The 14,961-nt window shown below is 71.0% G+C and carries 28 protein-coding genes; all 28 read right to left on the bottom strand.

Annotation, left to right across the window (positions count from 1 at the left end):
• Positions 1-119 precede the first annotated feature (119 nt).
• On the bottom strand, positions 120-233 hold the full coding sequence (gene rpmJ / locus AC2A1K_RS10485) for a 50S ribosomal protein L36 (protein ID WP_018330934.1): 114 nt from the start codon (positions 231-233) through the stop codon (positions 120-122).
• 25 nt (positions 234-258) lie between these two features.
• Entirely contained in the window at positions 259-480 is a 222-nt protein-coding gene (gene infA, locus AC2A1K_RS10480) for a translation initiation factor IF-1 (protein WP_030532868.1), read from the bottom strand.
• Between the two features lie 191 nt (positions 481-671).
• The gene (locus tag AC2A1K_RS10475; RefSeq protein ID WP_483896244.1) at positions 672-1,118 is read right to left on the bottom strand and encodes a DUF1707 SHOCT-like domain-containing protein; all 447 of its coding nucleotides are present in this window, start codon (positions 1,116-1,118) and stop codon (positions 672-674) included.
• A gap of 193 nt (positions 1,119-1,311) precedes the next feature.
• Positions 1,312-2,076, bottom strand: coding sequence for a type I methionyl aminopeptidase (gene map, locus AC2A1K_RS10470; protein WP_483896368.1), 765 nt, complete (start codon positions 2,074-2,076; stop codon positions 1,312-1,314).
• Positions 2,077-2,172: 96 nt separating this feature from the next.
• Positions 2,173-2,730 carry an adenylate kinase gene (locus AC2A1K_RS10465; RefSeq protein WP_483896243.1) on the bottom strand — a complete coding sequence of 186 codons (558 nt, stop codon included), beginning with the start codon at positions 2,728-2,730 and terminating at the stop codon, positions 2,173-2,175.
• 58 nt (positions 2,731-2,788) lie between these two features.
• The gene (gene secY, locus AC2A1K_RS10460; RefSeq protein WP_483896367.1) at positions 2,789-4,108 is read right to left on the bottom strand and encodes a preprotein translocase subunit SecY; all 1,320 of its coding nucleotides are present in this window, start codon (positions 4,106-4,108) and stop codon (positions 2,789-2,791) included.
• 225 nt (positions 4,109-4,333) lie between these two features.
• Positions 4,334-4,789, bottom strand: a complete 456-nt coding sequence (gene rplO / locus AC2A1K_RS10455; protein WP_483896242.1) for a 50S ribosomal protein L15 — start codon at positions 4,787-4,789, stop codon at positions 4,334-4,336.
• A gap of 3 nt (positions 4,790-4,792) precedes the next feature.
• Complete coding sequence (gene rpmD, locus AC2A1K_RS10450) at positions 4,793-4,984, bottom strand: 50S ribosomal protein L30 (RefSeq protein ID WP_483896241.1); 192 nt, start codon at positions 4,982-4,984, stop codon at positions 4,793-4,795.
• Between the two features lie 2 nt (positions 4,985-4,986).
• Complete coding sequence (gene rpsE, locus AC2A1K_RS10445; RefSeq protein ID WP_337707395.1) at positions 4,987-5,619, bottom strand: 30S ribosomal protein S5; 633 nt, start codon at positions 5,617-5,619, stop codon at positions 4,987-4,989.
• A 94-nt stretch (positions 5,620-5,713) separates the two neighbouring features.
• Positions 5,714-6,121 carry a 50S ribosomal protein L18 gene (rplR, locus tag AC2A1K_RS10440; RefSeq protein ID WP_483896240.1) on the bottom strand — a complete coding sequence of 136 codons (408 nt, stop codon included), beginning with the start codon at positions 6,119-6,121 and terminating at the stop codon, positions 5,714-5,716.
• Positions 6,121-6,657, bottom strand: coding sequence for a 50S ribosomal protein L6 (gene rplF, locus AC2A1K_RS10435; protein ID WP_483896239.1), 537 nt, complete (start codon positions 6,655-6,657; stop codon positions 6,121-6,123). Before rplF ends, rplR begins: the two co-directional genes overlap by 1 nt.
• Positions 6,658-6,676: 19 nt before the next feature.
• The gene (gene rpsH / locus AC2A1K_RS10430) at positions 6,677-7,075 is read right to left on the bottom strand and encodes a 30S ribosomal protein S8 (RefSeq protein WP_337707398.1); all 399 of its coding nucleotides are present in this window, start codon (positions 7,073-7,075) and stop codon (positions 6,677-6,679) included.
• Positions 7,072-7,332 carry a hypothetical protein gene (locus tag AC2A1K_RS10425; protein ID WP_483896238.1) on the bottom strand — a complete coding sequence of 87 codons (261 nt, stop codon included), beginning with the start codon at positions 7,330-7,332 and terminating at the stop codon, positions 7,072-7,074. The genes rpsH and AC2A1K_RS10425 overlap by 4 nt, the downstream gene beginning before the upstream one ends.
• Complete coding sequence (locus AC2A1K_RS10420) at positions 7,329-7,514, bottom strand: type Z 30S ribosomal protein S14 (RefSeq protein WP_116708473.1); 186 nt, start codon at positions 7,512-7,514, stop codon at positions 7,329-7,331. The genes AC2A1K_RS10425 and AC2A1K_RS10420 overlap by 4 nt, the downstream gene beginning before the upstream one ends.
• Before the next feature lies 1 nt (position 7,515).
• Positions 7,516-8,100, bottom strand: a complete 585-nt coding sequence (gene rplE, locus AC2A1K_RS10415) for a 50S ribosomal protein L5 (protein ID WP_483896237.1) — start codon at positions 8,098-8,100, stop codon at positions 7,516-7,518.
• On the bottom strand, positions 8,097-8,420 hold the full coding sequence (gene rplX / locus AC2A1K_RS10410) for a 50S ribosomal protein L24 (protein WP_483896236.1): 324 nt from the start codon (positions 8,418-8,420) through the stop codon (positions 8,097-8,099). The genes rplE and rplX overlap by 4 nt, the downstream gene beginning before the upstream one ends.
• A gap of 3 nt (positions 8,421-8,423) precedes the next feature.
• Positions 8,424-8,792 (bottom strand): 50S ribosomal protein L14, encoded by a 369-nt coding sequence (gene rplN, locus AC2A1K_RS10405; protein WP_116708470.1) that lies wholly within the window; start codon positions 8,790-8,792, stop codon positions 8,424-8,426.
• A gap of 43 nt (positions 8,793-8,835) precedes the next feature.
• Positions 8,836-9,078, bottom strand: a complete 243-nt coding sequence (rpsQ, locus tag AC2A1K_RS10400) for a 30S ribosomal protein S17 (protein WP_274190952.1) — start codon at positions 9,076-9,078, stop codon at positions 8,836-8,838.
• Between the two features lie 140 nt (positions 9,079-9,218).
• Positions 9,219-9,491, bottom strand: coding sequence for a 50S ribosomal protein L29 (rpmC, locus tag AC2A1K_RS10395; RefSeq protein WP_483896235.1), 273 nt, complete (start codon positions 9,489-9,491; stop codon positions 9,219-9,221).
• Positions 9,491-9,907 carry a 50S ribosomal protein L16 gene (gene rplP / locus AC2A1K_RS10390; RefSeq protein WP_133829614.1) on the bottom strand — a complete coding sequence of 139 codons (417 nt, stop codon included), beginning with the start codon at positions 9,905-9,907 and terminating at the stop codon, positions 9,491-9,493. Before rplP ends, rpmC begins: the two co-directional genes overlap by 1 nt.
• 3 nt (positions 9,908-9,910) lie before the next feature.
• Entirely contained in the window at positions 9,911-10,789 is an 879-nt protein-coding gene (gene rpsC / locus AC2A1K_RS10385; RefSeq protein ID WP_483896234.1) for a 30S ribosomal protein S3, read from the bottom strand.
• Positions 10,789-11,199, bottom strand: coding sequence for a 50S ribosomal protein L22 (gene rplV / locus AC2A1K_RS10380; RefSeq protein WP_483896233.1), 411 nt, complete (start codon positions 11,197-11,199; stop codon positions 10,789-10,791). The genes rpsC and rplV overlap by 1 nt, the downstream gene beginning before the upstream one ends.
• Positions 11,200-11,256: 57 nt before the next feature.
• On the bottom strand, positions 11,257-11,538 hold the full coding sequence (gene rpsS / locus AC2A1K_RS10375; RefSeq protein WP_116708465.1) for a 30S ribosomal protein S19: 282 nt from the start codon (positions 11,536-11,538) through the stop codon (positions 11,257-11,259).
• 23 nt (positions 11,539-11,561) lie between these two features.
• Complete coding sequence (gene rplB / locus AC2A1K_RS10370) at positions 11,562-12,404, bottom strand: 50S ribosomal protein L2 (protein WP_483896232.1); 843 nt, start codon at positions 12,402-12,404, stop codon at positions 11,562-11,564.
• A gap of 3 nt (positions 12,405-12,407) precedes the next feature.
• Positions 12,408-12,713, bottom strand: coding sequence for a 50S ribosomal protein L23 (gene rplW / locus AC2A1K_RS10365; protein ID WP_274200572.1), 306 nt, complete (start codon positions 12,711-12,713; stop codon positions 12,408-12,410).
• Entirely contained in the window at positions 12,710-13,396 is a 687-nt protein-coding gene (gene rplD / locus AC2A1K_RS10360; protein WP_483896366.1) for a 50S ribosomal protein L4, read from the bottom strand. The genes rplW and rplD overlap by 4 nt, the downstream gene beginning before the upstream one ends.
• A 116-nt stretch (positions 13,397-13,512) precedes the next feature.
• Positions 13,513-14,169: a 50S ribosomal protein L3 gene (gene rplC / locus AC2A1K_RS10355; RefSeq protein WP_483896365.1), complete on the bottom strand. Its 657-nt coding sequence runs from the start codon at positions 14,167-14,169 to the stop codon at positions 13,513-13,515.
• 47 nt (positions 14,170-14,216) lie between these two features.
• Positions 14,217-14,522 carry a 30S ribosomal protein S10 gene (rpsJ, locus tag AC2A1K_RS10350; protein ID WP_018177839.1) on the bottom strand — a complete coding sequence of 102 codons (306 nt, stop codon included), beginning with the start codon at positions 14,520-14,522 and terminating at the stop codon, positions 14,217-14,219.
• Positions 14,523-14,961 lie beyond the last annotated feature (439 nt).

The following is a 14,961-nucleotide window of genomic DNA, read 5'->3' as shown; positions in this document are numbered from 1 at the left end:
ACGGTCCGGGCCCCGGCCTCCCGTGCCGGGGGTGCTCCGCCGGGTCTGTGCCGACGTAGGTGCGGGGAGGTATCTGGAGAGTGCGGGCGCGTCGGCCCGCGGTGCCCTGGGCGGGCGCGTCAGCCCTGGCGCTGCTTGTGGCGCAGGTTGTCGCAGATGACCATGACCCGCCCGTGACGGCGGACCACCTGGCACTTCGCGCAGATGCGCTTGACGCTCGGCTGGACCTTCACGTCCTCTTCCTCGCTGCTGTCTGGATCACTTGTAGCGGTAGACGATCCGGCCGCGCGACAGGTCGTAGGGCGACAGCTCCACGACGACCTTGTCCTCGGGGAGGATCCGGATGTAGTGCTGACGCATCTTGCCGCTGATGTGCGCCAGGACCTTGTGCCCGTTCTCGAGCTCCACCCGGAACATCGCGTTGGGCAGGGGCTCGATGACCCGGCCCTCGACCTCGATGGCGCCGTCCTTCTTCGCCATGTCCTCCGCATTCCTATCGACGTACGCTGTCGTCCCGCGTTGCTCCCCCGCTCGGGAGCGGCGGAGCCGGTGGGACCGGAACGCGGCGTCTCGATGTCCGTGACGCACACGCGCGCGGGCACCGGCACGACACGCGCACCAGCCATCAAGTGTACGCGCGGCGTGTCGAGAGCCTCGTCACCGGGGGGTTATCACCGCCGGAAGGACCCATAGCCGAACGGCATCGGCGGCGCGAACCCGGCCCGCATCGCGAGCGCCTGCAGGGCGAGCACGACGCCCCAGGGCCCGGCGACCCAGAGCCACCAGGGTGTCACCGGCTCGCCCGACCCGACCGACACGGCCACCCAGATCACCAGGTTCACCACCGACACCGCCGCCCACACGGCGACGGCCGGGCGCAGTCGCGAGGGCACGCGACGAGGCGACGAGGCCGGCGGCGCCGCGACCGGCGAGGACGGCAGGTCCGCCGTCAACGGCTCCAGATCCGCGCGCAGTACCGCGCCGTGCGCCGCACGCACGCGCTCGTCGTACTCGGCGAGCGTCAGACGCCCCTCCGCGTGGGCCTGCGCCAGCACCGTCGCCACGTGCTCGCGCTCGGCGTCGGCCACCCGCATCTGCTCGGAAGCCACCACGACCACCCCGTCTCCCTCGGAACGGGTCCACGATAACAGCGAGCGGATAGTTCCGCTATCCGAAAGAGGTTGACGCGCCACCCGGGGCGCCGGCGCCACCGGCCCCGAAGCGAGGGTCACCCTCACTACGCCCCACGCACCCAGGGCGTCCCTCGCTCCCCTCGCCGCCGCCACCGGCGCCCGCGCAGAAGGAGCGCGGTCAGGACGCCGGTGCGGTGAGGACCCGGGGCCCGTCGTCGGTGACCGCGACCGAGTGCTCCCAGTGCGCGGCCCGGCTGCCGTCGGCGGTGACGACGGTCCAGCCGTCCTCGAGCTCCTCGGTCTCGTCGGTGCCCGCGGTGAGCATGGGCTCGATCGCGAGCACCATCCCGCTGCGCAGGCGCATCCCGGTGCCGGCCCGACCGACGTTCGGGACGAACGGTTCCATGTGCATCGACGTGCCGATGCCGTGCCCGCCGTAGTCGGCGACGATCCCGTACTCGCGGCCGTCCCCGTCGGCGCGACGGCGGGCCTCCTCCTCGACCGCGTGCCCGACGTCGCCGAGCCGGCCGCCCGGCACCAGCCGCGCGATCCCCGCCTCCATCGCCGACCGGCAGGCTGCGGACAGCATCACGTCGTCCGCGCGCTGGGTGCCGACCAGCAGCGTCACCGCCGCGTCACCGTGCCAGCCGTCGAGGATCGCGCCGCAGTCGATCGAGACCAGGTCGCCGTCGGCGAGCACGAGCTCGCGCGACGGGATGCCGTGCACGATCTGCTCGTTGACCGACGCGCAGATCGATGCCGGAAAGCCCTGGTACCCGAGGAACGAGGGCTCGGCGTCGGCCTCGCGGATCGTCGCCTCGGCGACCTCGTCGAGGTCGGCGGTGCTGACACCCGGCCTTGCGGCCTCGGTGACCGCGGCGAGCGCCGAGGCCACGACGAGACCGGCGGCACGCATCGCCTCGATCTGCCCGGGTGTCTTCATCTCCACGAGGCGCCCCCGCACACGGTCGGCGAGACCGCCGACCCCGGCGGAGACCGCCTCGGTGAGACCGGTCCGGCGGCGGCTCGGGTGGCCCACTCAGTCGTCGGGTTCGTCGGCCAGCGCATCGGTGGCGCGGTCGGTGATCTCGTCGACGGTGCCGACGGCATCGACCCGCACGGCGATGTCCTGGTAGTGCTCGATCAGCGGCTCGGTCTCCGAGCGGTAGACCTCCTGGCGGTGCCGGATGGTCTCCTCGGTGTCGTCGGAGCGCCCGCGGGCCGTGAGCCGCTTGACGAGCTCCTCGTCGTCGACCTCGAACACGAGCACCGCGTCGAGGCGCTGGCCGAGGTCGCCGAGGACGCTCGCGAGCTCCTCGGCCTGCGCCGTGTTGCGCGGGAAGCCGTCGAGCAGGAAGCCCTCCGCGGCGTCGGGCTGGGCGAGACGGTCCTTGACCATGCGGACGGTGACCTCGTCGGGCACCAGGTCGCCGGCGTCGACGTAGCGCTGGGCCTCCTGGCCGAGCTCGGTCTCGTTCTTCATGTTCTCGCGGAAGATGTCGCCGGTGGAGATGTGGGGCACGCCGAGGCGCTCGGACAGCCGCGCCGCCTGCGTTCCCTTGCCCGCACCCGGCGGGCCCACCAGCACGATCCTCACGACAACACTCCTTCGCCTGACATCCCTGTGAACACCGACCGCCGCCGACCGCCCCGGGTCAGCGCAGGAAACCCTCGTAGTTGCGCTGCATCAGCTGGGACTCGATCTGCTTGACCGTGTCCAACCCGACGCCCACCATGATCAGAACAGCCGTGCCCCCGAAGGGGAAGTTCTGGTTCTGTCCTTGACCGGTCAGGCCCAGGAAGAAGTTCGGCAGGACGGCGATGATGCCGAGATAGATGGATCCCGGCAATGTGATCCGGGACAGCACGTAGCTGAGGTACTCGGCCGTGGGGCGCCCGGGACGGATCCCCGGGATGAACCCTCCGAACTTCTTCATCTCGTCGGCACGTTCCTCGGTGTTGAACGTGATCGAGACGTAGAAGTACGTGAAGAAGATGATCAGGGCGAAGTACAGCAGGATGTGCAGCCAGTTGGACTGGTTCGCGAGGTACGTCTGGACGAAGCGCGAGAAGCCCGAGTTCTGGTTGCCCGTGATCCGTGAGAGCAGGTCGGGCAGGTAGAGCAACGACGAGCCGAAGATGACCGGGATGACACCGGCCTGGTTGACCTTCAGCGGCAGATAGGTCGAGGTCCCGCCGTACATCCGGCGCCCGACCATCCGTTTCGCGTACTGCACGGGGATGCGCCGCTGGCCCTGCTCGACGAACACGACGCTCGCGATGATGACCAGGCCGAACGCGCAGACCACGGTGAACGCCAGCGGGCCGGCGTTCTGCAGGATCGTGTTGCCCTCGGCGGGGATGCGGGCGGCGATCGAGGTGAAGATCAGCAGCGACATGCCGTTGCCGACGCCGCGCTCGGTGACGAGCTCGCCGAACCACATGATGACCGCGGTGCCCGCCGTCATGACGATGACGATGACCGCGAGGTCGAAGATGTCGGCGTTCGGCAGGATCGGGAACTGCGACGGGTCACAGTCCTGGAAGAGCTGGTTGCGGTCGGCCAGGGCGACGATGCCGGTCGACTGCAGGACCGCGAGGGCGATGGTCAAGTAGCGCGTGTACTGCGTCAGCTTGCTCTGACCGCTCTGCCCCTCCTTCTTCAGCTGCTCGAAGCGGGGGATCACGACCGTCAGCAGCTGGACGATGATGCTCGCCGTGATGTACGGCATGATGCCCAGCGCGAAGATCGACAGCTGGAGCAGCGCCCCGCCGGAGAACAGGTTGATCAGCGAGTAGACGCTCGCGGCGTCACTGCCCTGGACCTGACGCAAGCACTCCTGGACGTTGGTGTAGGAGACGCCGGGCGCCGGGAGCGTGGCCCCGAGGCGGTAGACGGCGACGATGCCCAGGGTGAACAGGATCTTCTTGCGCAGGTCCGGTGTGGCCAGGGCTGACCGCACGGCGCCGAGCACTCGGACCTCCAGATGTCGTTCGGCCACACCGCGGGCTCGTTGGGGTTCGGGGCCGCGCGGGCCGGTGGTCACCGACCGCGCGCCGCTCGCACGGTGCGCCGGGGCCGGACCGGACCGGTCGCGCCGGCCCGGGGCGAGACTACACGGGCAAGCACCACCGACCCCGGCCCGCTCCTCCGCACGAACGGAGGGGGGTCACGGGGCCGGTGGAAGCCTGTCGCGGACTTACTCGACGACGGTCGCGCTGCCGCCCGCGGCGGAGAGCTTCTCGCTCGCCGACCCGGAGAACGCGTGCGCGCTGACGCGCAGCGTCACCGATCCGACCTCGCCGGTCCCGAGCACCTTGATCGGGTGCCCCGGACGCACGGCGCCGGCGGCCACGAGCTCGGCCGGACCGACCTCGCCGCCGTCCGGGAACAGGCGGGCCAGGTCGCCGACGTTGACGACCTGCGCGTACACCTTGTTGCGGTTGCGGAAGCCCTTGAGCTTCGGCAGGCGCATCTGCAGCGGCATCTGGCCACCCTCGAACGTCGCGGGGACGTTCTTGCGGGCGCCGGTGCCCTTGGTGCCGCGACCGGCGGTCTTGCCCTTGGAGGCCTCACCGCGACCCACGCGGGTCTTCTCGGTCTTGGCCCCGGGCGCCGGCCGCAGGTGGTGCAGCTTGATGGGGGACTCACCCATCGGTCACACCTCCTCGACCGTCACGAGGTGACGGACGGTGTGGATCAGGCCCCGGTTCTGGGGCGTGTCGGGGCGGACGACGGTCGCGCCGATGCGCCGCAGCCCCAGCGTGCGCAGGGACTCGCGCTGGTTGCGCTTGCCGCCGATCTCGGAGCGGGTCTGCGTGACCTTGAGGTCGGCCTTCTTCTCCGCCACTGTCAGGCCCCCTGTCCGGCGCGGGCGCGCAGCATGCGCGCCGGCGCCACGTCCTCGAGGGGCAGCCCGCGGCGGGCGGCGACGGCCTCGGGGACCTGCAGGCCCTTCAGCGCCGCGACCGTGGCGTGCACGATGTTGATCGCGTTCTGGCTGCCCAGCGACTTGGACAGCACGTCGGCGATCCCCGCGCACTCCAGCACCGCGCGCACCGGGCCACCGGCGATGACACCGGTACCGGGGCTGGCCGGACGCAGCAGGACCACGCCGGCGGCCTCCTCGCCCTGCACGGGGTGGGTGATGGTGCCGCCGACCCGGGGGACGCGGAAGAAGTTCTTCTTCGCCTCCTCCACGCCCTTGGCGATCGCGGCCGGCACCTCCTTGGCCTTGCCGTAGCCGACACCGACCATCCCGTCGCCGTCACCGACGACGACCAGGGCGGTGAAGCTGAAGCGGCGGCCGCCCTTGACGACCTTGGCCACGCGGTTGATGGCGACGACGCGCTCGAGGTGCGGGGTGCGGTCCTGCCCGCGGTCGCGGCCGCCCTGCTGGCGGTCGCGACCGGCGCTGCCGCCCTGACGCTCGCCGCCCTGTGCGCCCGAGCCCGCGGGCCCGTCGCGCCGTGTGCGTCCCGGCATCAGGCGTTCCTTCCGTTCGTGTCGATCATGGGGGTGCGGTCCCGACGGGCGGAGCTCCGCTTCCCTGTGGGCGTGCTGCTCTCGATGTCTCCCATCAGAACTGCAGGCCCCCTTCGCGGGCCGCATCCGCGAGCTGCGCGATGCGGCCGTGGTACCGGCGACCGCCGCGGTCGAACACGACCGCGTCGATGCCCTGCTCCTTGGCGCGGGAGGCGACCAGCTCCCCGACCTTCGCGGCCTGGGCCTTCTTGTCGCCCTCCAGCCCGCGGACGTCGGCCTCCAGGGTGGAGGCGTGCGCGAGCGTGTGGCCGGCGATGTCGTCGACGACCTGCGCGGTGATGTGCCGCGTGGAGCGGGTGACGACCAGGCGGGGACGCGACGGCGTGCCGGCGATCTTCTTGCGCAGCCGCACGTGACGCCGGGTGCGACCCGAGCGGCGCGTCTCCGAGACGTTCTTGCCCAGGTGGCCCCGGGCCTTGGTGGTGGTCGCGTTCTCTGCCATCACTTGCCCGTCTTCCCGACCTTGCGGCGGATCTGCTCGCCGGCGTAGCGGACGCCCTTGCCCTTGTAGGGGTCGGGGCGGCGCAGCCACCGGATGTTGGCGGCCACCTGGCCGACCAGCTGCTTGTCGATGCCCTGGACCGAGAACCGGGTCGGGCTCTCGACCGCGAACGTGATGCCGTCCGGCGGGGTGATCTTCACCGGGTGGCTGAAGCCGAGCGCGAACTCGAGGTCCGAGCCCCGCAGCTGCACGCGGTAGCCGACGCCGTGGATCTCGAGCTTGCGCTCGTAGCCCTGCGAGACGCCCTGCACCAGGTTGTTGAGCAGCGAGCGCGACAGGCCGTGCAGCGCGCGGCTCTCCCGCTCGTCGTCGGGGCGCGCGACCGAGAGCACACCGTCGTCGAGCGAGACCCTGATGGGCTCGTCGACCTGGTGGCTCAGGGTGCCCTTGGGGCCCTTGACCGTGACGTTCTGCCCGTCGACGGTGACGTCGACGCCCGACGGCACGGTGATCGGGGCCTTGCCGATGCGTGACATGGTTCGGTTCCCCTTCCCGCTACCAGACGAAGGCGAGGACTTCCCCGCCCATCCGTCGCTGGTGGGCCTGCCGGTCGGTCAGGAGCCCGGACGACGTCGAGATGATCGCGACGCCGAGGCCGCCGAGCACCCGGGGGAGCTCGTTCGACTTCGCGTAGATGCGCAGGCCGGGCTTCGAGACCCGCTTGATGCCGGCGATGCTGCGCTCGCGGTTCGGCCCGTACTTGAGGTCGACCACGAGGGACTTGCCCACGGTCGCGTCCTCGGTGCGGAAGCCGGCGATGTAGCCCTGGTCGAGCAGGACCTGCGCCACGTGGGCCTTGAGCTTGCTGTGCGGCATGGTCGCGCTCTCGTGGAACGCCGAGTTGGCGTTGCGGATGCGCGTCAGCATGTCCGCGATCGGGTCGGTCATCGTCATGACCAGGTCACCTTCCTCGCCGTGGTTCCCCGGGTGGCGCGCGTGCGGGCGCTCCCGATGGCGGGCCTGCGGCGTGTGGAGCTGCTGTCAGCGGTGGTACGGATGCGTGGCTGCCCGTGGACGTCGGCCGTGCCGTCGAGCAGGTGCTCGCGGTGGGCGACGCGCTGGATGAGGCGTAGGAGCTCGGGGGCGATGAGCCCCTCGCTCGGCACCTCGGGGAGCTCGGAGCTGGTCGCCGGGGTGTTCGCCGCGCTCACCAGGAAGCCTTGCTCACGCCCGGGAGCTCGCCCCGGTGCGCCATCTCGCGCAGGCAGACCCGGCAGAGCCCGAACTTCCGCAGGACCGCGCGGGCGCGCCCGCAGCGGTTGCAGCGCGTGTACCCGCGCACCGCGAACTTCGGCTTGCGTGCGGCCTTGTTGACCAGTGCCTTCTTCGCCATCTCAGTTCTCCCTGAACGGGAAGCCGAGCTGACGGAGCAGCGCCCGGCCCTCCTCGTCGGTCGTCGCGGAGGTGACCACGGTGATGTCCATCCCCCGCGGCCGGTCGATCGAGTCCTGGTCGATCTCGTGGAACATGCTCTGGTCCGAGAGACCGAACGTGTAGTTGCCGGACCCGTCGAACTGCTTCGGCGACAGGCCGCGGAAGTCACGGATGCGCGGCAGACCGATGGTCAGCAGCCGGTCCAGGAACTCCCACATGCGCGCACCCCGCAGGGTCGCGCGGGCGCCGATCGGCATGCCCTCGCGCAGCTTGAACTGCGCGATCGACTTGCGGGCCTTGCGGATCTCCGGCTTCTGACCGGCGATGAGGGTGAGGTCGCGGACCGCGCCCTCCATCAGCTTCGAGTCGCGCGCGGCCTCGCCGACGCCCATGTTGACGACGACCTTGACGACGCCGGGGATGAGCATCGGGTTCGCGTACCCGAACTCCTCGGTCAGCGCCGGCTTGATCGCGTCCTGGTATCGCTGCTGCAGCCGCGGACGGGTCGTCTCGGGAGCTGCCTCGACAGTTCCTGGGCTGGTCACGAGAGATCCTTCCCGCTGCGGCGCGAGATGCGCACGCGCTTCTGCTCGCCCTCGCCGCCTTCACGCGTGCCGACGCGCGTCGGCTCGCCGTCGGCGTCGACGACCATCACGTTCGAGACGTGGATGGGCGCCTCCTGCGTGACGATCCCGCCGCTCTGGGCACCGCGCTGGTTGGCGGACTGGGCCGTGTGCTTCTTGACCCGGCCGACGCCCTCGACGAGGACCTTGTCGCGGTCGGGGAAGGCCTTGATGACCTTGCCCTTGGCGCCCTTGTCCTTGCCGGCGATGACGACGACCGTGTCGCCCTTCTTGACCTTCATCTGCTACAGCACCTCCGGCGCGAGCGAGATGATCCGCATGAACCTCTTGTCGCGCAGCTCGCGGCCCACCGGGCCGAAGATGCGGGTCCCGCGAGGCTCACGGTCGTTCTTGATGATCACAGCGGCGTTCTCGTCGAACTTGATGTACGAGCCGTCCGGGCGGCGCTTCTCCTTGCGGGTGCGCACGACGACGGCCTTGACCACGTCACCGCGCTTCACGCCGGAGGCCGGGATGGCCTCCTTGACGGTCGCGACGATGACGTCGCCGATGCCCGCGTAGCGGCGCGAGGATCCGCCGAGCACGCGGATGCACAGGATTTCCCGTGCTCCGGTGTTGTCGGCGACCCGCAGCCGCGACTCCTGCTGAATCACTTCTTCTCCTGACCTGCCCGCACCAGCGAACGGTTTCTAGGGCTCACTTCGCCTTCTCGAGAATCTCGACGAGACGCCAGCGCTTCGTGGCCGACAGCGGCCGGGTCTCCATGAGGAGGACGCGGTCGCCGGGGCCGGCGGTGTTGTTCTCGTCGTGCGCCTTGACCTTCTTCGTGCGCCGGATGACCTTCGAGTAGCGCGGGTGCTTCACCCGGTCCTCGAGGCTGACGACGATGGTCTTGGCCATCTTGTCCGACACGACCAGGCCCTCACGCACCTTGCGCAGACCGCGGTCGTCGTTGCGGGCCTCAGCCGGGCTCTGCTGGGCGTTCTCGCCCTGCTTGCGCTCGGCGCGGACCTGCTCCTGCTCGTCACGCTCCGGGGCGGTCGCCCCCGAGCTGGACGGAGTGGATTCCTGGGGCAGGCTCATGCCGCTCCCTCCTCATCGGAGCCAGATCCTTCATCGGAGCCAGATCCTTCATCGGGGCTGACCGACAGGCCGAGCTCGCGCTCGCGCATCACCGTGTAGATGCGCGCGATGTCGTGACGCACGGTCCGCAGTCGACGGTTGTTGTCCAGCTGCCCGGTCGCCATCTGGAAGCGCAGGTTGAACAGCTCGGCCTTGGCCTCGTGGGCGCGGGCGACGAGCTCCTCGGCGGTGAGCTCCCGCAGCTCGCTGGCGGGGGTTCCGGCGGCCATCAGAAGGTCTCCTCACGGCTCACGATGCGGCAGCGCATCGGCAGCTTGTGCTGCGCGCGGCGCAGGGCCTCGCGGGCCGTCGCCTCGTTCGGGTAGCTCATCTCGAACATGACCCGGCCCGGCTTCACGTTCGCGACCCACTTCTCGGGCGAGCCCTTACCGGAACCCATGCGGGTCTCGGCCGGCTTCTTGGTCAGCGGCCGATCCGGGAAGATGTTGATCCACACCTTGCCGCCACGACGGATGTGCCGCGTGATGGCGATACGGGCGGACTCGATCTGCCGGTTGGTGACGTAGGCGTGCTCCAGGGCCTGGATGCCGTAGTCACCGAAGGACATCTGGGTGCCGCCCTTGGCGGCGCCCGTCCGGTCCGGGCGGTGCTGCTTGCGGTACTTGACCTTGCGGGGGATCAGCATGGGTCAGGACTCCGTCTGCGTGGTGGCCTCGGGGGCGGCACCGGCCGGCGCGCCGCCCGTGCTGGCACCCGCGGCGGCCTGCTCGGCTGCGGCGCGCCCGGCCTCGGTGCTCGTCCCGGTCGTGCCCGACGAGCCCGACCGGCGACCGCGCGGACGGTCACCGCCGCCACCGCCGCCACCGCGGCCGCCACGACCGCCGCGAGGGTCACGGGTCGCGGCGTCGAGCGCGGCCTGGCGCTCCGACTCGCGCTTCCCGCCGACGACGTCGCCCTTGTAGATCCAGACCTTCACGCCGATGCGGCCGAAGTTGGTCCGGGCCTCGAACAGGCCGTAGTCGATCTCGGCGCGGAGCGTGTGCAGGGGCACGCGGCCCTCGCGGTAGAACTCCGAGCGCGACATCTCGGCGCCACCGAGCCGGCCGGAGCACTGCACCCGGATGCCCTTGACGCCCGGCGAGCGCATGGCCGACTGCATGGCCTTGCGCATCGCGCGGCGGAACGACACGCGGTTGGACAGCTGCTCGGCCACGCCCTGCGCGACGAGCTGCGCGTCCGCCTCGGCGCCCTTGACCTCGAGGATGTTCAGCTGGACCTGCTTGCCGGTCAGCTTCTCGAGGTTGCCCCGCAGGCGGTCGGCCTCGGCGCCGCGGCGGCCGATGACGATGCCGGGGCGCGCGGTGTGGATGTCGACGCGGACGCGGTCGCGGGTGCGCTCGATCTCGACCTTGGAGATCCCGGCGCGCTCCATGCCCTTGGAGAGCATGCGACGGATCTTGACGTCCTCGGCGACGTAGTCCGCGTACTGCTTGTCGGCGTACCAGCGCGACTTCCAGTCGGTGGTGATACCGAGGCGGAAGCCGTGCGGGTTGATCTTCTGGCCCATCAGCGGCCACTCCTCTTCGCACGCGTTCGGCCGCCCTGCGCCGGGGCCACCTCGGTCACCTCGACGTAGATATGGCTGGTCCGCTTCCGGATGCGGTAGGCCCGGCCCTGCGCGCGGGGCTGGAACCGCTTCATGGTCGGACCCTCGTCGACGGTGATCGTCGAGATCACCAGGTCGTTCGGGTCCAGGTCGACGTTGTTCTCGGCGTTGGCCACCGCGCTCGCGACGACCTTGGCCACCGGGCCGGCCGCCTTCTGCTGGGCGAACTGGAGCACCGACGCGGCCTGGCCGACCGGCATCCCGCGGACGAGGTCCACCACGCGGCGGACCTTCATCGGCGACATGCGCACGTAGCGCGCCCGCGCCACGGCACCGCGGGGGGCCGTGTCGGTGTCGGCTGGTGCAGCCATCTGGGACGTACCTTCCTTGTCTCGGGCCATTGGGGGTCCCGCGCTCCGCGTCGTCGACTAGCGACGACGGGAGCGGCGGTCCTCCTTGACGTGCCCGCGGAACGTGCGGGTCGGGGCGAACTCGCCGAGCTTGTGCCCGACCATGGACTCCGAGACGAACACCGGGACGTGCTTGCGCCCGTCGTGGACGGCCAGCGTGTGGCCGATCATGTCCGGGATGATCGTCGACCGCCGGGACCAGGTCCGGATGACGGTCTTGCGGTTGGCCTCGTTGAGCGCGTCCACCTTCTTGAGCAGGTGGTCGTCGACGAACGGGCCCTTCTTGAGACTGCGTGGCATCGCTTCGCTCCCTCCTGCTCTCGTCAGCGCTTCTTCTTGCCCTTGCCGGTGCGGCGGCGACGCACGATGAGGCGGTCGCTCTCCTTCCGGCCTCGGGTGCGGCCCTCCGGCGTACCGGCGGGGTTGACCGGGTGGCGTCCACCCGAGGTCTTGCCCTCACCGCCGCCGTGCGGGTGGTCGACCGGGTTCATGACGACACCGCGGACGGTGGGGCGCTTGCCCCGCCAGCGGTTGCGGCCCGCCTTGCCCCAGTTGATGTTCGAGTGCTCGGCGTTGCCGACCTCGCCGATGCTGGCGCGGCAGCGGACGTCGACGTTGCGGATCTCGCCCGAGGGCATCCGCAGCTGGGCGTACGGCCCGTCCTTCGCGACCAGCTGGACGCGGGCGCCGGCCGAGCGGGCGATCTTCGCGCCGCCGCCGGGGCGGAGCTCGATCGCGTGGATCACCGTGCCGGTGGGGATGTTGCGCATCGGCAGGTTGTTGCCCGGCTTGATGTCGGCCCTGGGGCCGGCCTCGACCGTGTCGCCCTGGTTCAGGCGCTCCGGCGCGATGATGTAGCGCTTCTCGCCGTCGGCGTAGTGCAGCAGGGCGATGCGGGCGCTGCGGTTCGGGTCGTACTCGATGTGAGCGACCTTGGCCGGCACGCCGTCCTTGTCGTTCCGGCGGAAGTCGATCAGCCGGTAGGCCCGCTTGTGGCCGCCGCCCTGGTGCCGGGTGGTGATGCGCCCGGTGACGTTGCGGCCGCCCTTGTTGTGCAGCGGGCGGATCAGCGACTTCTCCGGGTGGTCGCGCGTGATCTCGGCGAAGTCCGAGACGCTCGCGCCGCGCCGCCCGGAGGTCGTCGGCTTGTACCTACGGATTCCCATTGGTCAGCTCCCTGCCCCGGGCGCGCCGAACACGTCGATGGTCCGGCTCTCGGGCGTCACCGTCACGACCGCGCGCTTGGTGTCCTTGCGCTTGCCGAAGCCGCGGCGGGAGCGCTTGCGCTTGCCCTCGCGGTTCAACGTGTTCACGCTGGCGACCTGCACGTCGAAGATCTCCTGGACGGCGATCTTGATCTGCGTCTTGTTCGCGTCCGGGCGCACCAGGAACGTGTACTGGCGCTCCTCGAGGAGCCCGTAGCTCTTCTCGGAGATGACCGGCGCGATGATCACGTCTCGCGGGTCGGCGATCACTTCTCGGCCTCCTGTCCGCCCGAGGTGCGGGCGGCGGTCTCGGACCGGCTCCGCTCCGCCGCGCGGTTCACGAACGCCTCGAGCGCCGCGGTCGTGAAGACCACGTCGTCGGCGCGCAGGACGTCGTAGGTGTTCAGCTGGTCCGGCGTGATCTGGTGGACCGCCGGCAGGTTGGCCACGCTGCGGCGCCCGGCCTCGTCGTCGCGGGCGATGACCGCGAGGACCAGGCGGTGCTCACGGCTCGGCGTCACGACGCCCTCGAGCGCGGTGCGCGCGCCCTTGGTGGACGGGGCGTCGCCGTCGACCAGCGCGGAGAAGACGTGGATGCGCTCGTGGCGGGCGCGGTCCGACAGCGCACCGCGCAGGGCCGCCGCCTTCATCTTCTTCGGGGTCCGCTGGTCGTAGTCGCGGGGCGTCGGCCCGTGGACCGTGCCGCCGCCGGCGAACTGCGGGGCGCGCACCGAGCCCTGGCGGGCGCGACCGGTGCCCTTCTGGCGGTACGGCTTCTTGCCGCCGCCCCGGACCTCGCCGCGCGTCTTGGTGTCGTGCGTGCCCTGGCGGGCCGCCGCGAGCTGCGCGGTGACGACCTGGTGCATGAGCGCGGTGCTCGCCGGGGCGTCGAACAGCTCCCCGGGGAGCTCCGCGGTGCCGTCGGTGCCGCCGGTCGGCGTGTGCACCGACACCGTGCGGGTCTCGCCCGCGGCCTGCGCGTGGGCGTCGCGGCGCGCGAGGCGGCGGGCCTCACCGGCCGTGTAGCCGCTGCGGCGTGACGTGGTGGTCGCTGTGGACACTGCGGAAGTCACTGGTCAGCACCGCCCTTCGCGGGATCGACCTTCGCGGCCGTGGTCACGAGGACGAGGCCGCCGCGCGGGCCCGGAACGGCGCCGCGGATGAGCAGCAGGCCCGACTCGGCGTCGACGCCGTGCACGGTCAGGTTCTGGGTGGTGGTCTTGACGTTGCCCATCCGGCCGGCCATGCGCGTGCCCTTGAAGACGCGCGCCGGGGTGGCGCAGCCGCCGATGGAGCCGGGCGAGCGGTGCTTGCGCTGCGTGCCGTGGCTGGCCCCGAGGCCGCCGAAGCCGTGGCGCTTCATGACACCGGCGGTGCCCTTGCCCTTGCTGGTGCCCGAGACGTCCACGACGTTGCCGGCGGCGAACGTCTCCGCGGTGACCTCCTGGCCGACCTCGTAGTCGCCCGCGTCGCTCGTGCGGAGCTCGGCGAGGTGACGGCGCGGGGTGACACCGGCCTTGGAGAAGTGGCCCGTCTCGGGCTTGTTCACCTTGCGCGGGTCGATCGCGCCGTAGGCGATCTGGACGGCGTTGTAGCCGTCGACCGACGGCGTCCGCACCTGCGTCACGACGCAGGGGCCGGCCTTGACGACGGTCACGGGGACGACGCGGTTGGCCTCGTCGAAGACCTGGGTCATGCCGACCTTGGTGCCGAGGACGCCGCTCATCTTCCGCTCCGGCTTGGCCGGGGAGTGTGCTGCAGTCATCTCCGACCTCACTGGATGTTCACGTCGACGCTCGCCGGCAGGTCGATGCGCATGAGCGCATCCACCGTCTTCGGCGTCGGGTCGACGATGTCGATCAGTCGCTTGTGCGTGCGCATCTCGAAGTGCTCGCGCGAGTCCTTGTACTTGTGCGGCGAGCGGATGACGCAGTACACGTTCTTCTCGGTGGGCAGCGGCACGGGCCCGACCACGGAGGCGCCGGTACGCGTCACGGTCTCGACGATCTTCCGAGCCGACGCGTCGATCGCTTCGTGGTCGTAGGCCTTGAGCCGGATGCGGATCTTCTGTCCCGCCATGGTGGCTTTGCCGTTCCTCTTCTCGTCCCGCCGGAGATGTGCACCCCCGGTGGTTGGCCAGACGGTGCCGATGCTCCGGCTCCGCTTCGCGTCCTTCGAGACGCCCCCGGTGCTCGTGCCGGCCGGACCCCTGCCCCCGCAGGACCGTCTCCGGTCCACGCGGTCGGGCGTGTCGAATCCGTCGGCAGGCTCCGCCGCGTGCTCTCGCACGCCGGCGGCCCCGCGGACCCCGCGCTGTTCAACGTGTGTTCGTCCCGCACCCCGCAGGGGCGGCACGGTGGACCTCCGGCACGTGACCGTTGGCCCGGATCCCTGAGGTGTGGCTCACGGACCCCTGCTCACAACAGGGCGGCCGGCTCGATACCGCATGAGCCGGCCGCCCCGTGCGAGCTAGGACACCAGTGTCGCACGACCGCTTCCGCGGCCTCGCACCGGGGTC

This window comes from Actinomycetospora sp. 2LY8.5, from assembly GCF_057180585.1.
This window is presented reverse-complemented; position numbering and strand designations above follow the sequence as displayed.